Genomic DNA, 17,116 nt, shown 5'->3' on the forward strand with positions numbered 1-17,116 from the left:
CAAAGGAAACACGGTCATGCGCATGCGCAAAACCCTGGTCGGGCCGCGGCTGCGCCAACTGCGCCGCGAGCACCGCCAGACCCAGGCGGAGATGGCGGCGGCGCTGGGCGTCTCGACCGCCTATGTGAACCTGCTGGAAAACAACCAGCGGTCGCTGTCGGTGACCATGCTGATGTCCCTGTCCGACGCCTACGGCGTCGACTGGCGGGATTTGATCAAGGACGAAGGCTCGACCCTCCTGGCCGACCTGCGCAACATGTTGCAGGACCCGCTGTTCGGCGGCGATCAGCCCGACCTTCAGGAACTGCGCGCCGCCATCGACCACGCGCCCCGGTTGGTCGATCATTTCCTGCATCTCTACCGCAACCACCGCAACGCGCTGGAAAACATGATGCGCCTCGGCAGCGAAGGCATGCCCGCCGACCTGTTGTCCTCGACGCCGGAACGCATCATCCACGATTTCTTCCGCGACCATTCCAACCACTTCCCCGACCTGGAGGCGGCGGCGGAACGCCTGCGCGCCGCCACCCCCTGCGAGGTCGACGACGTCTACATGGTGCTCAAGGGCCGTCTCATGCGGGTGCACGGGATCGAGGTGCGCACCGCCGCCATCGAAGACATGGGTCAGGCGTTGCGCATCCACGACGAGGCGACGTCGATCGTTCATCTGTCGGAAGCCCTGGATCATCAGAACCGGGTGTTTCAGCTGGCCCATGTGCTTTGTCTGGTTGAACTGCCGGGGATTTTGCAAAAACTCACCGCCGGCAGCGCCCTCAGCTCCGAGACCGCCGTGGCGCGTTGCCATGTCGAGCTTGCCAACTATTTCGCCGCCGCCTTCCTCATGCCCTATGGTCCGTTCTTCGAGGCGGCGGAGGAAACCCGCTATGACGTCGACCGCCTGGCCGCCGCCTTCGGCGTGTCGTTCGAACAGGTCTGCCACCGCCTGACCACCCTGCAACGCGACGGCGCCAAGGGAGTGCCGTTCTTTTTCCTGCGCGTCGACAAGGCGGGCAACGTGACCAAGCGGTTCAATTCGACCTCGTTCAACATCGCCGATTACGGCGGCGCCTGTCCGGTGTGGAACATCCATACCTCGTTCCGCACCCCGGGCGTCATCGTGCCGCAGTTCGTGGAACTGCCCGATGGGGAGCGTTTCTTCACCATGTCGCGCACGACGGAGCGCCCCGTGTTCTCGCGCGACACCCAGGACCGGCGCCTGGCCCTGTCGCTCGGCTGCGAGCTGAAACACGCCCACCGCCTGGCCTATGCCGCCCCCTTCAACTTCCGGGATGACGAGCTGTTCGCGCCCATCGGCATCAACTGCCACCTCTGTCCGCGCAAGAACTGCTCGCAGCGCGCCCATCAGCCGCTGTTGATGGACCTGCCCATCGACACCAACCGCCGCGGCAACACGCGCTACGAAAGCTGACCGCCGGTCACCTGTGGCGTCATCACAATGTGATTAGACATTTCGCCCGGGCGGACGGAACATCAGGGCAATCTCATTCTCGAATTGCGGAGGATCGTCCCATGGCGACCATCAACGTCAACGGCAAGACCGTCACGGTCGACGCCGACGGCGCCACGCCCCTGTTGTGGGTGCTGCGCGAATACCTGGACCTGACCGGCGCGAAATACGGCTGCGGCATCGCCGCCTGCGGTGCGTGCACCGTGCATGTGAACGGCGAGGCCGTGCGGTCCTGCGCCCTGCCGCTGGAAGCCGTCGCCGCGACGGACAAGATCGTCACCATCGAGGGCCTGTCGCCCGACGGCGGCCATCCGGTGCAGAAGGCCTGGTTGGACTTGGACGTGCCGCAATGCGGCTACTGTCAGACCGGCATGATCATGGCGGCGGCGGCCTTGCTGGCCAAGAACCCGAAACCCACGGACGCCGACATCGACGCGGAAATCTCCAACATCTGCCGCTGCGGCACCTATCAGCGCGTGCGCGCCGGCATCCATCAGGCCGCCGGCCGGAAAGCCTAGGGGGAGGCACGGACATGACGACATCGACGAACCTTTCCCGCCGCACCTTCCTGGCGGGCGCCGGGGCCGCCGGCCTGGTCCTGGGCTTCCGCGTGCCGATCCGCACGGGCGGCGGCGCGGCGCTGGCCGGGGCCGGACAGAGCGACGAAATCACCGCCTGGGTGGTGGTCAAGCCCGACGAGACCGTGGTCATCCGCATCGCGCGCTCGGAAATGGGGCAGGGCACCCTGACCGGCCTGGCCCAACTGGTGGCCGAGGAACTGGATTGCGACTGGGCCCGCGTCACCACGGAATATCCGACGCCGGGCACCAACCTGGCCCGCGGCAAGATCTGGAAAAGCTTCTCAACGGGCGGCAGCCGGGGCATTCGCGGTTCCCACGATTACGTGCGCGAGGGCGGGGCGGCCGCGCGCCAGATGCTGGTCTCCGCCGCCGCCCAGGCCTGGGGCGTCGCACCCGGGGACTGCACGACGGCCAGGGGCGTCATCACCCACGGCGCGAGCGGGAGGACGACGACCTATGGTGCGGTCGCCGAGGCCGCCGCGAAACTGCCCGTGCCGCAGACGGTCGCGCTCAAGGACCCCAAGGACTGGACCATCGCGGGCAAGCCGCTGAAGCGCCTGGACACCGCCGACAAGCTGACCGGCAAGCAGATCTACGGCACCGATCTGAAACTGCCCGGCATGCTCAACGCCGCGATCCGCCAATACCCCCTGTTCGGGGCCAAGCTGACATCCTTCGACGCGTCCAAGGTCATGGGCATGCCGGGGGTCAGGAAGGTGGTGGCCGTCGGCGACGACGCCGTCGCGGTGATCGCCGACAAATGGTGGCAGGCCAAGACGGCGATCGACGCCCTGCCCATCACCTGGGACGAAGGTCCCCACGCCAAGGTCGACAGCGCCGACATCCGGGCCATGGTGGCCGAGGGCCTGGATGCCAAGGACGCTTTCGTCGCCAACAAGGTGGGGGATGCCGACCGCGCCATCGCCGGGTCGGTCAAGCAGGTGCAGGCGACCTATTCCTATCCGTTCCAGCATCACGCGACCATGGAGCCCATGAACGCCACCGCCAAATGGACGGCGGAGCGCTGCGAGGTCTGGTGCCCGACCCAGAACGGGGAATCGGCGCTCGACGTCACGGCCGAGGCGGCGGGCCTGCCGGCGGATAAATGCGACGTGCACAAGCTTCTGTTGGGTGGCGGCTTCGGGCGGCGGGGCGCCGGTCCGGTGCACGACTATGTGCGCCAGGCGGTCCTCATCGCCAGGCAGATGCCGGGCACGCCGGTGAAACTTTTGTGGACCCGGGAAGAGGACATGACCCACGGCGCCTACCATCCGGTCACGCAATGCCGCCTGACGGCGGGGCTCGACGACCAGGGTGAAATCACCGGCCTGCGCGTGCGCATCTCGGGCCAATCCATCCTGGCCGGCATCATGCCGGGCCGGCTCAAAGGCGGGATGGATCCGGTCACCTTCCAGTGCTTCGCACCCAAGGGCGACCATGCCATCAGCTACGGCTTCCCCAATCTGCTGGTCGACCACGCCATGCGCAATCCGCACCTGCGGCCCGGGTTCTGGCGCGGCGTCAACGCCAACCAGAACGTCATCTACCTGGAAAGCTTCATGGACGAACTGGCCCATATCGCGGGCCAGGACCCGCTCGCGTTCCGGCTCAAATACATGAAGGACCATCCGAAAAGTCAGGCGGTCCTGAAGGCCGTCGCGGAAAAGGCGGGCTGGGGCACGCCGGCGGCCAAGGGCGTGTTCCGCGGTCTCGCCCATTGCACGGCCTTCGCCAGCCATGTCGCCGCCTGCGCCGAGGTCTCGGTCTCGGCCGACGGCACGGTGAAGATCCACCGCATCGTCGCGGCCACGGATTCCGGCCATGCCGTCAACCCGCAGCAGATCGCGGCCCAGGTCGAAGGCTCCTTCGTCTATGGGCTCTCGGCCATGCTGATGGGCGAATGCACGGTGAAGGACGGCCGGGTGGAGCAGCGGAACTTCGACACCTACGAGGTCATGCGCATGAAGGACATGCCCAAGGTCGAGGCCCTGGTCATGCCGTCGGGCGGGTTCTGGGGCGGGGTCGGGGAGCCGACCATCGCCGTCGCGGCCCCGGCCGTGCTCAACGCCATCTTCGCCGCAACGGGCAAACGTATCCGCGATTTCCCGCTGAAGCACGCGGGCCTGCGCATGGCGTAGGGCCACGTGCCGAACTGGCGATCAGTCCGTTGTTGCCGAGGGACCATACAGGGAAATCAAGATGTCCCGGACCAGGGTTTCGGGCGGCTGTTCGGCGTTCAGCGTTAACGCGTCGTGTGGTTCTTCCAAGGCCGCGAACTGGCTGTCTAGAAGACTTGCCGGCATGAAATGCCCGCGCCGCGCTTCTAGGCGCCGTGCGATGAGATGCCGATCCCCCTTCAAGTAGACCAGCGAGAATGGTGCAGGGCCAAGTGCCTCGCGATAGGCGCGCTTAAGCGCCGAACATGCCACGATCATGGGATCTGCTGGTGGTTGGGCGAGCAGCAGTTCCGAGATCGATGCAAGCCACTGCTTTCGGTCATCGTCGGATAGAGGTGAGCCTGCCGCCATCTTGGCGATGTTGCCTGGCGGATGCAGATCGTCGGCATCCACGAACCGGCCGCCCAGTTCGCTCGCCAGCAGACGTCCTATTGTCGTCTTTCCGGCTCCGGACACGCCCATCACGACAATACGGCCATTGGGGGGCTTCAAGGTTCTGTTCCCTGCCATGGTCCATGACCTTCACTGCCGTCCAGCCGACGAAAACCATGTGCTCCGAACCTGTCCCGTAGAACCTGAATGAACCTGGTCGACAGGGGCCGGTCGCCAAACCCGTCCAGATAGGTGAGACTGGCGTTCAGGCTTGGTAAAGGCAAACCCGCCGTGATTCCGATCACGTTGAGACGGCGCAGTGCTTCCAGCCCTTGCGCGGCGACGGATTCCAGGTGCTCGATTCGTGGGTTGCCGGCCAGGGGAGGATGATTGTTCAACGTGGTCGCCAACGCCTCGGTCATACGGCCCTGAAGAATGCTTCCGGCCCGCCAGACCCGGGCAATTCGGCAAAGTGACAGGGGCGCGCCAAATCGATTTCCGGTCTCCGACAGCAGTGCGAATCCCTGTTGGAAGGATGCGGCGGAGGCCGCACTGATCGCAGGAGCGACCAGTGCGCTAACTTCAGCCGCTTCCGGAAACGCATCCGTCGCAGGTGTCTGTTTCGGCGCGGTGCGGCGACGGAACGCCGCGTTGGCCGAAAAGGCCCTGAACCCGACCGCCGCCGCGATCGAGGGGACAGCGACACCCGCCTCAGACGCGGCGGTCACCGACCACGCGCCGGTACCGTTCTGCACCGCCCGGTCGTCAACCGAATCGATCAAAAGCCCGTCTCCATGCGGGTCCGGACAGGCCGCAGATTCGGCTGCAATCTGCGTGAGGAAGCCACCTGCAGGCGTCTCATTCAACTCCGCGAATATCTCGCCGGCTCGCGCGCCGGGCAGCCCGCATGCCGAGGTTAGCAGGAGATGGACATCGGCGAGCGCCTGCATTACGGCGTATTCTATACCGTTGTGCACCAGCTTTACGAAATGGCCGGCAGCCCCGGTGCCGAAATGATCGGCGCATGGTTCATCGTCGAACCGCGCCGAAACCCGCTCCAGAAGCGGCCTTACGCGATCCCATGCCTCAAAGGGGCCTCCCGCCATGATGGCGGGTCCGGACCGTGCTCCGGAAGGCCCGCCGGAAACTCCGATGTTCATGAGCGTTAAGTTCCGCTCGCTCAACTGACGCTGCCTTCGCTCGGTGTCCTGGGGATGAGAGTTGCCGGCGTCGATGACGACGTCGCGCGGCGAAAGATGAGGGGTCAGCGCCGCCAGGCAGGAATCGACGGCGGGGCCGCTACGGACCATCAATAGAATTATTCTGCCGGGCTGCAGGCTGTGCACAAGGTCATGCGCGTCATCCGCCAGCGCGATGCCGAGCGCCGATACTTGGGATAGGCTGCGAATTTGGGCGGAAGGCTCCCATGCGCAGACGTGGACGCCTTGAGATTTCATATTGGCGGCCAAACCCCGACCCATGGGGCCCAATCCGATTAGTCCGATTTCGTCATGCATGATGGTCTCTGCCTATTTCGGACGCGATCCTAACCGTTGAACCGATAACCGGGAAGGCCGGCTACGCCGGGCGTCGATCGGAAAAGCGAACCTGAAAGCGGAGCCTGGGCGAGCGCCTCGGCATTGAGGCCGATGCGTGCCGACGTGATGTAAAGATCTCGAAAGTCGGGACCGCCAAAGGCACAACGAGTCGGTCTCGGTACCGGCATGTGAAGGACCCGGTCAATGACGCCGTCGGGTAGGAATCGGGTGACTCGCCAGCCGTCCCAATGGGCGACCCACAGGCCGCCACTCGCATCTACGGTTAGGCCGTCAGGAAAGCCATCATCTTTGGAAAACGTCGCGAACCGTTTGGGATTGGTCGCGCTTCCTGTCGTCACATTGTAGTCGAACGCCAAGATCGCGCGTCCGAAGCTGTCGGAAAAGTAAAGCCGATCCCCGGCGGGGCTGAACGCTGGACCATTGCAAACCACGAAACCGCCAAACAAACGCCGTATCCCGCCGCCGGGTTCCAACGCGTAGACGTGGCCGGTGGCCTCGACCTCACCGTCATCCATGGAACCAGCAATGAACCGGCCGGCGGGGTCACAGGTACCGTCGTTGAAGCGATTTTCCGGAAGATGGCGTTCCGGGTCGCCGATCAAAGTGAGCCTGCCGGTATCGGGGTCGAGATAGGTGAATCCGGTGCTGCATGCGGCCACGAGGCTGCCGTCGCCGCGCAGCGCGATGGCGCCGACCTCTGTCGGAAGATCAACAGACCGGCGATGGTCGGTGGCAGGCGAGAAGAAGTGAAGTTTGCGGCCCTTGATGTCCAGCCAGATCAGGTGGAGACGGCGTTCGTCCCAAATCACCCCTTCGCCAAGCTCTGCTTGCCCTTCCCAGACAGGAACTACCACGGATTGTGACCAGTGCTTCGATCGTTACTCGGACGCAGTGACTCACAACGGAAACCCCGGCGGACCGGTACGGTCCAGCCGGGAATTCGGCCCCGTCGATTGACTGTCCCAAAACCAAGAAACGAGATCAGTGGATCCGGTTCTGGCGGTTGTTGACCAGATCATCGACCACGGCCGGATCGGCCAGGGTCGAGGTGTCGCCCAGGTTGGAGAAATCGTCCTCGCCGATCTTGCGCAGGATACGCCGCATGATCTTGCCCGACCGGGTCTTGGGCAGACCGGGCGCCCATTGCAGCCAGTCGGGGCTGGCGATGGGGCCGATTTCCTTGCGCACCCACTGTACCAGTTCCTTCTTCAGCTCGTCCGACGGCGCCTCGCCGGCGTTGAGCGTGACATAGGCGTAAATGCCCTGGCCCTTGATGTCGTGGGGTGCGCCGACCACGGCGGCCTCGGCGACCTTGGGATGGGCGACCAGCGCACTCTCGACCTCGGCCGTGCCCATGCGGTGGCCCGACACGTTGATGACGTCGTCGACGCGGCCGGTGATCCAGTAGTAGCCGTCGGCGTCGCGGCGGCAGCCGTCGCCGGTGAAGTACTTGCCCTTGTAGGTGGCGAAGTAGGTGTCTTCGAACCGCTTGTGGTCGCCGTAGACGCTGCGCATCTGGCCGGGCCAGCTGTCGATGATGCAGAGGTTGCCCTCGGTCGCCCCCTCCAGCGGATTGCCGTCGGCGTCGACGATCTGCGGCTGGATGCCGAAGAAGGGTCGGGTCGCCGATCCCGGCTTCAGCGCCGTGGCGCCGGGCAGCGGCGTGATCAGGATGCCGCCGGTTTCGGTCTGCCACCAGGTGTCGACGATGGGGCAGCGGCCATCGCCGACCACGTTGTAGTACCACATCCAGGCTTCCGGGTTGATCGGCTCGCCGACGCTGCCCAGGATGCGCAGCGACTTGCGCGAGGTCTTCTTGACCGGGCCGTCGCCGTCACGCATCAGGGCGCGGATCGCCGTGGGTGCTGTGTAGAAAATGTTGACCTTGTGCTTGTCGCAGACTTCCCAGAAGCGCGACATGGAGGGATAGTTGGGCACGCCTTCGAACATCAAAGTGGTCGCCCCGTTGGCGAGCGGGCCGTAGACGATGTAGCTGTGGCCCGTGACCCAGCCCACGTCGGCCGTGCACCAGTAGATTTCCCCGTCGTGATAATCGAACACGTACTGATGGGTCATGGAGGCGTAGACCATGTAGCCGCCCGTGGTGTGCAGCACACCCTTGGGCTTGCCGGTCGAGCCCGAGGTATAGAGGATGAACATCGGGTCTTCCGCGTTCATTTCCTCAGGTGCGCAATCGGCGGAGGCGGCGGCGGTCGCCTCCTCGTACCACACGTCGCGGCCCTCGACCCAGTTGATGTCGGCGCCCGTGCGCTTGACCACGAAGACCGTGTTCACATGGCCGCATTTTTCGATGGCGGCGTCCGTGTTGACCTTGAGCGGAATGGGACGGCCGCCGCGGATGCCTTCGTCGGCGGTGATGACGCAGGTCGATTTGCAGTCCTCGATCCGCCCCGCCAGCGCGTCCGGCGAAAACCCGCCGAACACGATGGAATGAATGGCGCCGATGCGCGTGCAGGCCAGCATGGCATAGGCCGCTTCCGGCACCATGGGCATGTAGATGGTGACCACGTCGCCCTTCTTGATGCCCCGCGCCTTCATGGCGTTGGCCAGGCGGCAGACGTGTTCGTGCAGTTCCTTATAGGTGATCTTGGCGTCGTCCTTGGGATCGTCGCCTTCCCAGATGATCGCGACCTGGTCGCCGCGCTTGGCCAGATGGCGGTCGATGCAATTGACCGAGGCGTTCAGGCTGCCGTCCTCGTACCACTTGATGGACACGTTGCCGTAGTCGTAGCTGACGTTCTTGACCTTGGTGTAGGGCTTCATCCAGTCGAGGCGCTTGCCCTGCTCGCCCCAGAAGGCGGCCGGGTCGTCGACGGATTTCTTGTACATTTCCAGATACTGGTCGTTGGTGCAGAGCGACGCCTTGGCGATGGCGTCGGGCACCGGAAACAGATGTTCTTCAGACATGACGGTAGAAACCTCCCAATATTGCGCGCGGCAAGCGCCGCTTTTTGGCGCGGGGCTGGTCTGCGTCCCGCCCGATCTTGTTCCCTGCGTCAGCCGGCGGTCTCCGAACCTGGTCGCGCCGGCCGTGCCGTGTGCCGTTTCCCCGATGCCGGGGCCACTCCCCCCGGGTTTCCCCTGCGGTCTCGGATGGTATGGCGAAATCTCGCCCGAGAACAAGGCATAGCGCCCCGGGAATCGGCTGGGCGATTCGTTGGATAGGGAAAAATTAGGGATCGCGCAAGTGCGTGTCGGAAATTTTTCTTTATTTACAAAGACGTCAATCGATATTGAAAATATTTACAACGCCGTTTGCGACGCGTGTGTCGATCGGCGTCAGGCCGCGCCCGACGCAGGGCCCGGCGACGCAATGGCCGTCCTCGATGCGGAACAGGGCGCCGTGGGTGGCGCAGAGGATGTATTCTCCGTCCCGGGTCAGGAACCGCCCCGGCCACATGTCCAAGGGCGTGCCGACATGGGGGCAGGAATTGACGTAGGCGAAAACGGTATCGCCTTGGCGGATCGCCATGACCAGCTTGCCCGCGACCTCGAACCCGGCCGAGCCGCCGTCGGCGATGTCGTCCAATGGGCAGAGGGCGTGTTCCGTCATGAAATGTCTCGGGCCGGGTCTCGGTCGGGGGCTTTCGGTTCGGGTCACTCGGCGGGAATGGTGCGCTTCCAGCGCTTGATGACCGTGCTTTCGAACAGGCCGGCCTTGGCATAGGGGTCGTTCTTGGCGAAGGCTTCGGCGGCGGCGCGGTCGGGTACGTCGATCACCAGCATGCTGCCGATCATGGAAGCACCGTCGTCGGACTGCATGGGCCCGGCGGTGACGATGATGTCTTTCTGGGACGTGAGGTATTCCAGATGATCCGGGCGGCTGGCCTGGCGCAGGTCGACATGGCCGGGCTTGTCGATGGCGAAGACGATGAAGTGCATGGGCGTGTCCTTGGTTAGGCTTTCGTGGGGAGCATTCGGGTTCATAGTTCCTTGGTGAAGGGGCGGGCGAGCAGGCTTTCGATCATGCGGTCGATGTCCTTGCCGTGATTGACGACGGCGTTGACGGCGGTGCAGATCGGCATGTCGACGCCGAGACGGCCGGCCAGTTCGATCACCGCGCGGGCGGAAAACACCCCCTCGGTCACGGCCTTGCGTTCGCCCAGGATGTCGGCCAGCGGCCGCCCCTGGCCGAGCGCCACGCCCAAGGAGAAATTGCGCGACTGCAAGGCGTTGCAGGTCAGCGTCAGATCGCCGATGCCGCACAGGCCCATGAGGGTTTCCGCCTGCGCGCCCTTGGCCAATCCTAAGCGCACGATTTCGGCGAGACCCCGGGTGATCAGCGCCGCCCGTGTATTGTCGCCCATGCCGCGGCCCTGCACGATGCCGCAGGCGATGGCCAGGATGTTCTTCACCGCGCCGCCGACCTCGGCGCCGATGGGATCTTCCGAACGGTAGGGCCGGAAGCGCGGCGTGCCGATGGCCTGGATGAACTGTTCGGCCAGCCGGCCGTCGTCGGACGCCAAGGTCACGGCGGAGGGAATTTCCCGGGCCACCTCGATGGCGAAGGTCGGCCCCGACAACACGGCCTGGGCGGCGGCGGGCAGGGTTTCGGCGACGACCTCGGTCATCAGCTTGCAGCTGCCGTTCTCGATCCCCTTGGCGCAGATCAGGACCGGCGCCTTGAACGGCCTGGCCGCCGACATGGCCAGGGTCACCGGGCGCATGAACTGCGCCGGGGCGACCAGGATCGCCGCGTCGGCGCCGTCGATGGCGGCGGCCATGTCCGACGTCGCCTCGATGGCCGGGTCCAGCGTCACGCCGGGCAGGTAGGGGTTCTGGTGGCTTGAATTGATCTCGGCGGCGATGTCGGCTTCGTGGGCCTGCAGGATCACCGACCGTCCCGCCCGGCGGGCGACCATGGCAAGCGCCGTGCCCCAGGCACCGGCGCCGATGACGGCGAAACGTTCCATGGCGACTCTTTTATAGGCCGGGCCGGGGACTGGGAAGAGGGAGATGGCGCATTGTTGCTCCTTATGCCTTGACCCCGGCGCCCACGGCCTTGGGCGCGTCGGGGTCAAGCGGCCAGCGCGGGCGCGGGCGGAAATCGAGCCCGTCGGTCAGACCCAGGCGGAAGCGTTCGACCCCGGCCCAGGCGACCATGGCGCCGTTGTCGGTGCACAGCGCCGGGGCGGGCACGGCGAAGTCCAGGCCCCGGTCCGCCGCCAGACCCTGCAATCGTGTGCGGACCGCCTGGTTGGCGGCGACCCCGCCGGCGACGACCAGGGTGCGGCCCGCCGGATGTCTTTCCAGAAACATGTCGATGGCCCGGCCCGTGCGTTCGGCCAGCACGTCGGCGACCGCGGCCTGGAACGAGGCGCAAAGATCGGCGATGTCCCGGTCCTGCATGAGGCCGGGGGGCAGGCCCTCGATCGCCATGCGCACGCGGGTCTTGAGGCCGGAAAAGGAAAAATCGCAGCCGTCGCGGCCCTTCAGTGGGCGCGGCAGGTCGAAGCGCGTCGCATCGCCCGCCTGCGCGGCCTGTTCGACCGCCGGGCCACCGGGATAGCCCAGGCCCAGCATTTTCGCGGTCTTGTCGAAGGCCTCGCCCACGGCGTCGTCGATGGTGGTGCCGAGCCGCCGATACCTGCCCACGTCCTCGACCACCAGCAGTTGGCAATGGCCGCCCGACACCAGCAGCAGCAGATAGGGAAAGGGCACGTCGTCGGTCAGCCGCGCGGTGAGCGCGTGGGCCTCCAGATGGTTGACGGCGACGAAGGGCAGGCCGCGCGCCGCCGCCAGGGCCTTGCCGGTCATCACGCCGACCAGCACGCCGCCGATCAGGCCCGGCCCGGCCGTGGCGGCGACGGCGTCGATGCCGTCCCAGCCGACGCCCGACTGGTCCAGCGCCGCCTGCACCACCCGGCCGACCTGATCCAGATGCGCGCGGGCCGCGACCTCGGGCACCACGCCGGCGAAGGGCTGATGGTCGGCCAGTTGCTGATGCACCACGTTGGACAGCACCTCGCGCCCGTCGCTCACCACGGCGGCGGCGGTTTCGTCACAGCTGGTTTCGATGCCCAGAACGCGCATGGCTCTCCAGATGGGTGAATTTCATGGTTGCGGCAATGGCCGGGGACTTTACTCTGTCGCCCGCCGCACAACCAAAAGGCTTTTTCGCCCGTGACCGAACCCATCGACCCGACCGACCCGAAATTCCTGCGCATCGGCACCCGCGCCAGCCCCCTGGCGCTGGCCCAGGCCCATGCGGCCCGCGACCTGATCGCGGCCGCGCACGGCACTCCGACGCCGCTCGGGGCGACCTCGATCGTCGAGATCAAGACGACGGGCGATCTTGTGCTCGACCGGCCCTTGGCCGATATCGGCGGCAAGGGCCTGTTTTCCAAGGAAATCGACCGCGCCCTTTTGGACAACCGCATCGATCTCGCCGTCCATTCCATGAAGGACCTGGAAACCTGGATGCCCGACGGTATCGTCATCGTCGCCGTGCTGGAACGGGAAGACCCCCGCGACGCCTTCATTTCGAATTTACATCAATCGTTGTCTGACCTGCCCCAGGGCGCGGTGATCGGCACCGCCTCCGTGCGCCGTCAGGCGCAGTTGCTGCATTGGCGGCCCGATCTTAAATGCGTGACCTTCCGCGGCAACGTGCAGACGCGCCTCGGCAAGCTGGCCGAGGGTCAGGCGGACGCGACCCTGCTCGCCTGCGCCGGGCTCAACCGCCTGGGCCGGGCCGAGGTCGTGACCCAGGCGATTTCCCCCGAAGACATGCTGCCGGCCGTCGCCCAGGGGGCGGTCGCCATTACCTGCCGCGCGGGCGACGACCGGGTGCTGGACCTGTTGGCGGCCCTCAATCACGCCCCGACCCTGGCCCGGGTCACGGCGGAACGCGCCATGCTCGAAGCCCTCGACGGATCCTGCCGCACGCCGATCGGCGGTCTGGCCGTGCTGTCCGCCGACGGCAGCGAAATGACCCTCGACGGCCTAGTCGCCCGCGGCGACGGCAGCGCCCTGCACCGCACCCGGCGCAGCGGCCGGACCGGGGATGCCTATCGCCTTGGCCGCGACCTGGGCGAGCAGCTGAAAGCCATGGCCGGCCCCGGATTTCTCGACGATCCCGGCCCCGGCGCGGGGGCTTGATCCGTGGCCGGGATTCTTGTTACGCGCCCGGAACAGGATGCCGCCGCGACGGCGGCGCGGCTCATGGACCTGGGGCACGCGGCGATCGTCACGCCGCTCATGGACATCCGCTTCGTGGCGGGGCCGGCGCTCGACCTGACCGGCATTCAGGCCCTGCTGGTGACCAGCGCCAACGGGGCGCGGGCCCTGGCGGCACGCCAAGCGGGGTCGGATATCGCTCTGCCCGTCCTGGCCGTCGGCGACGCTACGGCCCGGGCGGCCCGGAATTTGGGATTCACGGACGTGGAAAGTGCCGGCGGCGACGTCGACGATCTGGCGCGCCTGGCGGCGGACCGCCTGCGCCCCGGGGACGGCGCCCTGCTGCATGTCGCGGGCAGCAAGGTCGCGGGCGATCTGGCGGGCATGCTGGCCAAGGCCGGATATACCTACCGGCGCAGCGTGCTCTATGACGCGCGGCCCGTGGCGGCGCTGCCCCAGGCGGCGCAGGCGGCGATCGCCGACGGCGCGGCGGCCGGGGTTCTGCTCTATTCGCCGCGCACGGCGGCCCTGTTCCGTGATCTGGCCCTGGCCGCCGGGCTTGAGGGGTTCGTCGAGAATCTGACCGCCTTCTGCCTCAGCGCCAACGTGGCCGCGCGTGCCGGGGCGGGCTGGCGCCGCGTCGTCGTTGCGGTGCGGCCGACGGAACCGTCCCTGATCGACGCGGTCGCCGATTGGGCCCCAGAATAGGCCTGGGGTCGGGCGTCGCGCCTTGCGCCGGGCGGCCCCTCAACGTACCTTGGTCGACAACGACCGCCGGTCCGACGGGATCGGTTCCGACAGGATCGGCGGCGGGCCCGAATCTCAAAGCGACGCAGACCAGATGGGAGCCATCGGACCATGACCACCCCGCCGCGAAAACGCGCCAGCGCCAAGCGCACCCCGGCCAAGGGCCGCTCCCAGGCATCGTCATCGGCCGCGGCATCGACGGATTCCCAGGACGCTCCGGCGACGGATGCGCCGGCGAAGCAAGCCAAGGCGTCCGAAGAAACGGCGGCCACGGAGGCGGAAAAGCCGAAATCTTCCGCCAAGGCCGAGGCCCCGGCGGCCTTCATGCCGCCGCCGGCGCGCACGGCGAGCGCGGCGCGGGTCCTGGCCTGGCTGACCCTGGCCATCGGCGTTTTCGTCGGCACGGCCGCGTTCACTTGGCCGCAGTGGTCGCCTTATCTGGTCAAGGTGTTTCCCCATCTGGCGACGGCGGATGCCGGGACCCCGGTGATCGATGAACTGGCCGGCCGGGTTCAAGCCCTGGAACAGGAAAAGACCGGCACCCTGTATCAGTTGGAACAGGAACGCGCCCGTTTCCAGGACGAGTTGAAAACCCTGATGGCGCGTCTGGCCGAGGTCGAACAGGCCGTGGCCGAGGCCCGCAATCTGGTCAAGGCGGCCGAAGCCCCGGCCAGCACGGCGGCGGCGGCGGAATCCCTCAAGGTTCTGTCCGAGCGCCTGGCCGAGCTTGAGGGCGGCGGTGGGCAGGTCGGCGCCCTGGCCGCCCGGATCGAGGAAATCGAAAAGGCCAAGACCGACACCGGCCAAGGACCCGCGCCCGCCGCCGGCCCGGACCCGAAAGTCACGGCGGCGCTTGACGCCATGGCCGAACGACTGAAGCGCCTGGAACAGGAAACCGACGGCAAGGCCGCCGACTTCGACGGCGCGACGGCGCGCGCCATCGTCCTGGCCACGGCGCAGCTGCGCGACGCCGTGCGCGAAGGCACCCCCTTCACCGCCGACCTGGAGGCCCTCAAGGCGCTTGCCGCCGGCCGCCCGGCCATCACCCAGATTTTGCAGACCCTGACCCCCCATGCCGACCTCGGCGTCTCGACCCTGGCCGTGCTGCGCACCCGCTTCGCGACCCTGGCCGGCCCCATCGTCAACGCGGCGGGTGCGGCGGAAGGCGACGGCTGGTTCGCCGAGGCGGCGGCGCGGCTGGCCTCCCTCGTGACCATCCGGCGCGTCGGCAACACGGCGCCCGACGATTCCATCGACGCCCTGGTCTCGCGGGTCGACGCCTTGTTGTCGGCGGGCGATCTGCGCTCGGCGGTCGAGGCGCTCATGCTGCTGAAGGGCAAGCCGGCCGAGGTCGTCGCCCCCTGGCTGCGGTCCGCCGAGGCGCGCCTGGCGGCGGAAAAGGCCGTCGCCAACCTGCATGTCCATGCCCTGTCCCTGATCGCCCCGGCCAAGGCCGGCGGCTGAACGGGAACGAAACGATGCTCCGCGCCCTCCGCTTCCTCGCCGTCCTCGCGGTTCTGATCGCCGCGGTCCTGTGGCTGACCGACAACCCCGGCACGATCCGGGCCGAATGGCGGGGCTACCGGATCGAAACCTCCGCCGCCCTGATGATCGCCGTCGTGGCGTTGCTGATGGGGGCGTCCGCCATCTTCTACCGGGGCTGGATCTTCCTGCGCCGCGCGCCGGGCTCCATCGCCGCCGCCTGGCGCGAACGCCGCCGCCGGCGCGGCTACGAGGCCCTGACCCGGGGCATGGTCGCCGTCGCCGCCGGCGACCCGGCGGAGGCCCGCAAACATTCCAAGCGGGCGGAGGTGCTGCTCAACGAGCCGCCGCTGACCATGCTGCTGTCGGCCCAGGCGGCGCAGCTCGACGGCGACGACAAGGCCGCCGAAGACTTCTTCAAGGCGATGTCGGAGCGGCCGGAAACGGAATTCCTCGGCCTGCGCGGCCTGTTGTCGCAGGCGCTCAACAAAGGCGACCGCGACCGCGCGCTGGACCTCGCGCGTCGGGCCTACCGCCTGCGCCCGTCCAGCGAATGGGTGGCGGGGACCCTGTTCGACCTGCAGGCCCAGTCGGGCCTGTGGCTCGACGCCAGCGTGACCAACGACGAGCTCGGCCGGCGCAAGCTGGTCGACCGCGCCACGGCCGAGCGGCGCAAGGGCGTGCTGGCCTTCGAACAGGCGCGGCGGGCCCAGGCGAACGGTGATCCGGGCGCCGCGTTCAAGCATCTGCGTCAGGCCCATGACCTGGCGCCGGACCTGGTGCCCGCGGCGGCGCGTCTGGCCCATCTCCTGGCCGTCGACGGCAAGGAGCGGCGGGCCGCCGGCCTGATCGAAAAGGCCTGGATCACCGCCCCCCACCCGGACCTCGCCCGCGAATACCTGAACGCGCGGCGGGTTGATGATGCGCTGGCCGCGGTCAAGGCCATGGAAAAACTGGCCCGCGCCAACCCGGATCATCCGGAAAGCCACCTCGCCCTGGCCCAGGCCGCCGCCGACGCGGCGCTGTGGGGCGAGGCGCGCAAGTATTTGGATCTGGTGATCGCGGGGACGGGTCACGACGGCTATATGGGCCGCGCGCTGCGCTTGCTCGCGGCGGTCGAGGAAGGCGAGGGCGAAAACCCCGCGCGGGCCCGCGACTGGCTGTTGCGCGCCGCGACGGCGGGGCCGGACAACGCCTGGGTCTGCGCCAACTGCGGCAACGCGGCGCCGGAATGGACGGTGACCTGTTCCAACTGCGGGCAGTTCGACGGCTATTCCTGGCGCACGCCGCCGCATGCGAGGCTCCCTATCGACGCCCTGGACGGCCACGCGGGGGCGATCGCCGACGGCGGCACGGCCCGGTTGCCGGCGCCGGACGGCGCCGGCGGCGGCTGAACGTCGTGCCGCCGGCCCCGGGCCGTGTGTTTGAACTTGACTTGCGGGCCCGCCTGATAGAGTTTCCGCCTGGAAAACGCGCCCCCGGGCCGCGTCGCCGCCTTAGCTCAGTTGGTAGAGCATCGCATTCGTAATGCGAGGGTCGGGTGTTCGAGTCACCCAGGCGGCACCATTCCTCCCTGTGCCCCTATTCCGT

General features: G+C 67.3%; 15 protein-coding genes and 1 tRNA gene. 8 read left to right on the top strand and 8 right to left on the bottom strand.

Annotated features, from left to right (window positions below):
* Positions 1-16 precede the first annotated feature (16 nt).
* The 3 genes from RJ527_08215 to RJ527_08225 all read left to right on the top strand — a co-directional run bounded on the left by RJ527_08215 (position 17) and on the right by RJ527_08225 (position 4,187).
* Positions 17-1,429, top strand: a complete 1,413-nt coding sequence (locus RJ527_08215; protein WND77718.1) for a short-chain fatty acyl-CoA regulator family protein — start codon at positions 17-19, stop codon at positions 1,427-1,429.
* Between the two features lie 101 nt (positions 1,430-1,530).
* Complete coding sequence (locus RJ527_08220) at positions 1,531-1,986, top strand: (2Fe-2S)-binding protein (protein ID WND77719.1); 456 nt, start codon at positions 1,531-1,533, stop codon at positions 1,984-1,986.
* A gap of 14 nt (positions 1,987-2,000) precedes the next feature.
* The gene (locus RJ527_08225; protein ID WND77720.1) at positions 2,001-4,187 is read left to right on the top strand and encodes a molybdopterin cofactor-binding domain-containing protein; all 2,187 of its coding nucleotides are present in this window, start codon (positions 2,001-2,003) and stop codon (positions 4,185-4,187) included.
* A gap of 21 nt (positions 4,188-4,208) precedes the next feature.
* On the opposite strand, the gene RJ527_08230 is transcribed toward RJ527_08225, so the two are convergent.
* The 8 genes from RJ527_08230 to tsaD form a co-directional block, all read right to left on the bottom strand.
* A complete protein-coding gene (locus RJ527_08230; protein ID WND77721.1) occupies positions 4,209-4,718 on the bottom strand; it encodes a gluconokinase in 510 nt (169 codons plus the stop codon).
* Positions 4,715-6,115 carry an NAD(P)-binding domain-containing protein gene (locus RJ527_08235; protein WND77722.1) on the bottom strand — a complete coding sequence of 467 codons (1,401 nt, stop codon included), beginning with the start codon at positions 6,113-6,115 and terminating at the stop codon, positions 4,715-4,717. Before RJ527_08235 ends, RJ527_08230 begins: the two co-directional genes overlap by 4 nt.
* A 29-nt stretch (positions 6,116-6,144) precedes the next feature.
* Complete coding sequence (locus tag RJ527_08240; protein ID WND77723.1) at positions 6,145-6,966, bottom strand: SMP-30/gluconolactonase/LRE family protein; 822 nt, start codon at positions 6,964-6,966, stop codon at positions 6,145-6,147.
* A 172-nt stretch (positions 6,967-7,138) separates the two neighbouring features.
* Positions 7,139-9,085: an acetate--CoA ligase gene (gene acs / locus RJ527_08245; GenBank protein WND77724.1), complete on the bottom strand. Its 1,947-nt coding sequence runs from the start codon at positions 9,083-9,085 to the stop codon at positions 7,139-7,141.
* Positions 9,086-9,401: 316 nt separating this feature from the next.
* On the bottom strand, positions 9,402-9,731 hold the full coding sequence (locus tag RJ527_08250) for a Rieske (2Fe-2S) protein (GenBank protein ID WND77725.1): 330 nt from the start codon (positions 9,729-9,731) through the stop codon (positions 9,402-9,404).
* A gap of 44 nt (positions 9,732-9,775) precedes the next feature.
* Positions 9,776-10,060 carry a YciI family protein gene (locus RJ527_08255; GenBank protein ID WND77726.1) on the bottom strand — a complete coding sequence of 95 codons (285 nt, stop codon included), beginning with the start codon at positions 10,058-10,060 and terminating at the stop codon, positions 9,776-9,778.
* 41 nt (positions 10,061-10,101) lie between these two features.
* Positions 10,102-11,091 carry an NAD(P)H-dependent glycerol-3-phosphate dehydrogenase gene (locus tag RJ527_08260; protein ID WND77727.1) on the bottom strand — a complete coding sequence of 330 codons (990 nt, stop codon included), beginning with the start codon at positions 11,089-11,091 and terminating at the stop codon, positions 10,102-10,104.
* 61 nt (positions 11,092-11,152) lie between these two features.
* Complete coding sequence (gene tsaD / locus RJ527_08265) at positions 11,153-12,211, bottom strand: tRNA (adenosine(37)-N6)-threonylcarbamoyltransferase complex transferase subunit TsaD (protein ID WND77728.1); 1,059 nt, start codon at positions 12,209-12,211, stop codon at positions 11,153-11,155.
* Positions 12,212-12,301: 90 nt separating this feature from the next.
* Here tsaD and hemC point away from each other — a divergent pair, with 90 nt between their 5' ends.
* From hemC to RJ527_08290, 5 genes are all read left to right on the top strand, one after another.
* A complete protein-coding gene (gene hemC, locus RJ527_08270) occupies positions 12,302-13,279 on the top strand; it encodes a hydroxymethylbilane synthase (protein WND77729.1) in 978 nt (325 codons plus the stop codon).
* Between the two features lie 3 nt (positions 13,280-13,282).
* Positions 13,283-14,005 (top strand): uroporphyrinogen-III synthase, encoded by a 723-nt coding sequence (locus tag RJ527_08275; protein WND77730.1) that lies wholly within the window; start codon positions 13,283-13,285, stop codon positions 14,003-14,005.
* Positions 14,006-14,155: 150 nt separating this feature from the next.
* Entirely contained in the window at positions 14,156-15,508 is a 1,353-nt protein-coding gene (locus RJ527_08280; protein WND77731.1) for a mitofilin family membrane protein, read from the top strand.
* Between the two features lie 14 nt (positions 15,509-15,522).
* Positions 15,523-16,920, top strand: coding sequence for a heme biosynthesis HemY N-terminal domain-containing protein (locus tag RJ527_08285; GenBank protein ID WND77732.1), 1,398 nt, complete (start codon positions 15,523-15,525; stop codon positions 16,918-16,920).
* A 96-nt stretch (positions 16,921-17,016) separates the two neighbouring features.
* A tRNA-Thr gene (locus RJ527_08290) sits at positions 17,017-17,092 on the top strand.
* Positions 17,093-17,116 lie beyond the last annotated feature (24 nt).

The organism is Thalassospiraceae bacterium LMO-SO8, assembly GCA_031655335.1.
In the GTDB taxonomy this organism is placed as follows: Bacteria; Pseudomonadota; Alphaproteobacteria; order Rhodospirillales; family Casp-alpha2; genus UBA1479.

Bases quoted from the DNA above. Each gene is read 5' to 3' on its own strand.
- RJ527_08215 (WND77718.1), top strand. From the start codon at position 17: ATGCGCATGCGCAAAACCCTGGTCGGGCCGCGGCTGCGCCAACTGCGC.
- RJ527_08220 (WND77719.1), top strand. From the start codon at position 1,531: ATGGCGACCATCAACGTCAACGGCAAGACCGTCACGGTCGACGCCGAC.
- RJ527_08225 (WND77720.1), top strand. From the start codon at position 2,001: ATGACGACATCGACGAACCTTTCCCGCCGCACCTTCCTGGCGGGCGCC.
- RJ527_08235 (WND77722.1), bottom strand. From the start codon at position 6,115: ATGCATGACGAAATCGGACTAATCGGATTGGGCCCCATGGGTCGGGGT.
- acs (WND77724.1), bottom strand. From the start codon at position 9,085: ATGTCTGAAGAACATCTGTTTCCGGTGCCCGACGCCATCGCCAAGGCG.
- RJ527_08250 (WND77725.1), bottom strand. From the start codon at position 9,731: ATGACGGAACACGCCCTCTGCCCATTGGACGACATCGCCGACGGCGGC.
- RJ527_08255 (WND77726.1), bottom strand. From the start codon at position 10,060: ATGCACTTCATCGTCTTCGCCATCGACAAGCCCGGCCATGTCGACCTG.
- RJ527_08260 (WND77727.1), bottom strand. From the start codon at position 11,091: ATGGAACGTTTCGCCGTCATCGGCGCCGGTGCCTGGGGCACGGCGCTT.
- tsaD (WND77728.1), bottom strand. From the start codon at position 12,211: ATGCGCGTTCTGGGCATCGAAACCAGCTGTGACGAAACCGCCGCCGCC.
- RJ527_08280 (WND77731.1), top strand. From the start codon at position 14,156: ATGACCACCCCGCCGCGAAAACGCGCCAGCGCCAAGCGCACCCCGGCC.
- RJ527_08285 (WND77732.1), top strand. From the start codon at position 15,523: ATGCTCCGCGCCCTCCGCTTCCTCGCCGTCCTCGCGGTTCTGATCGCC.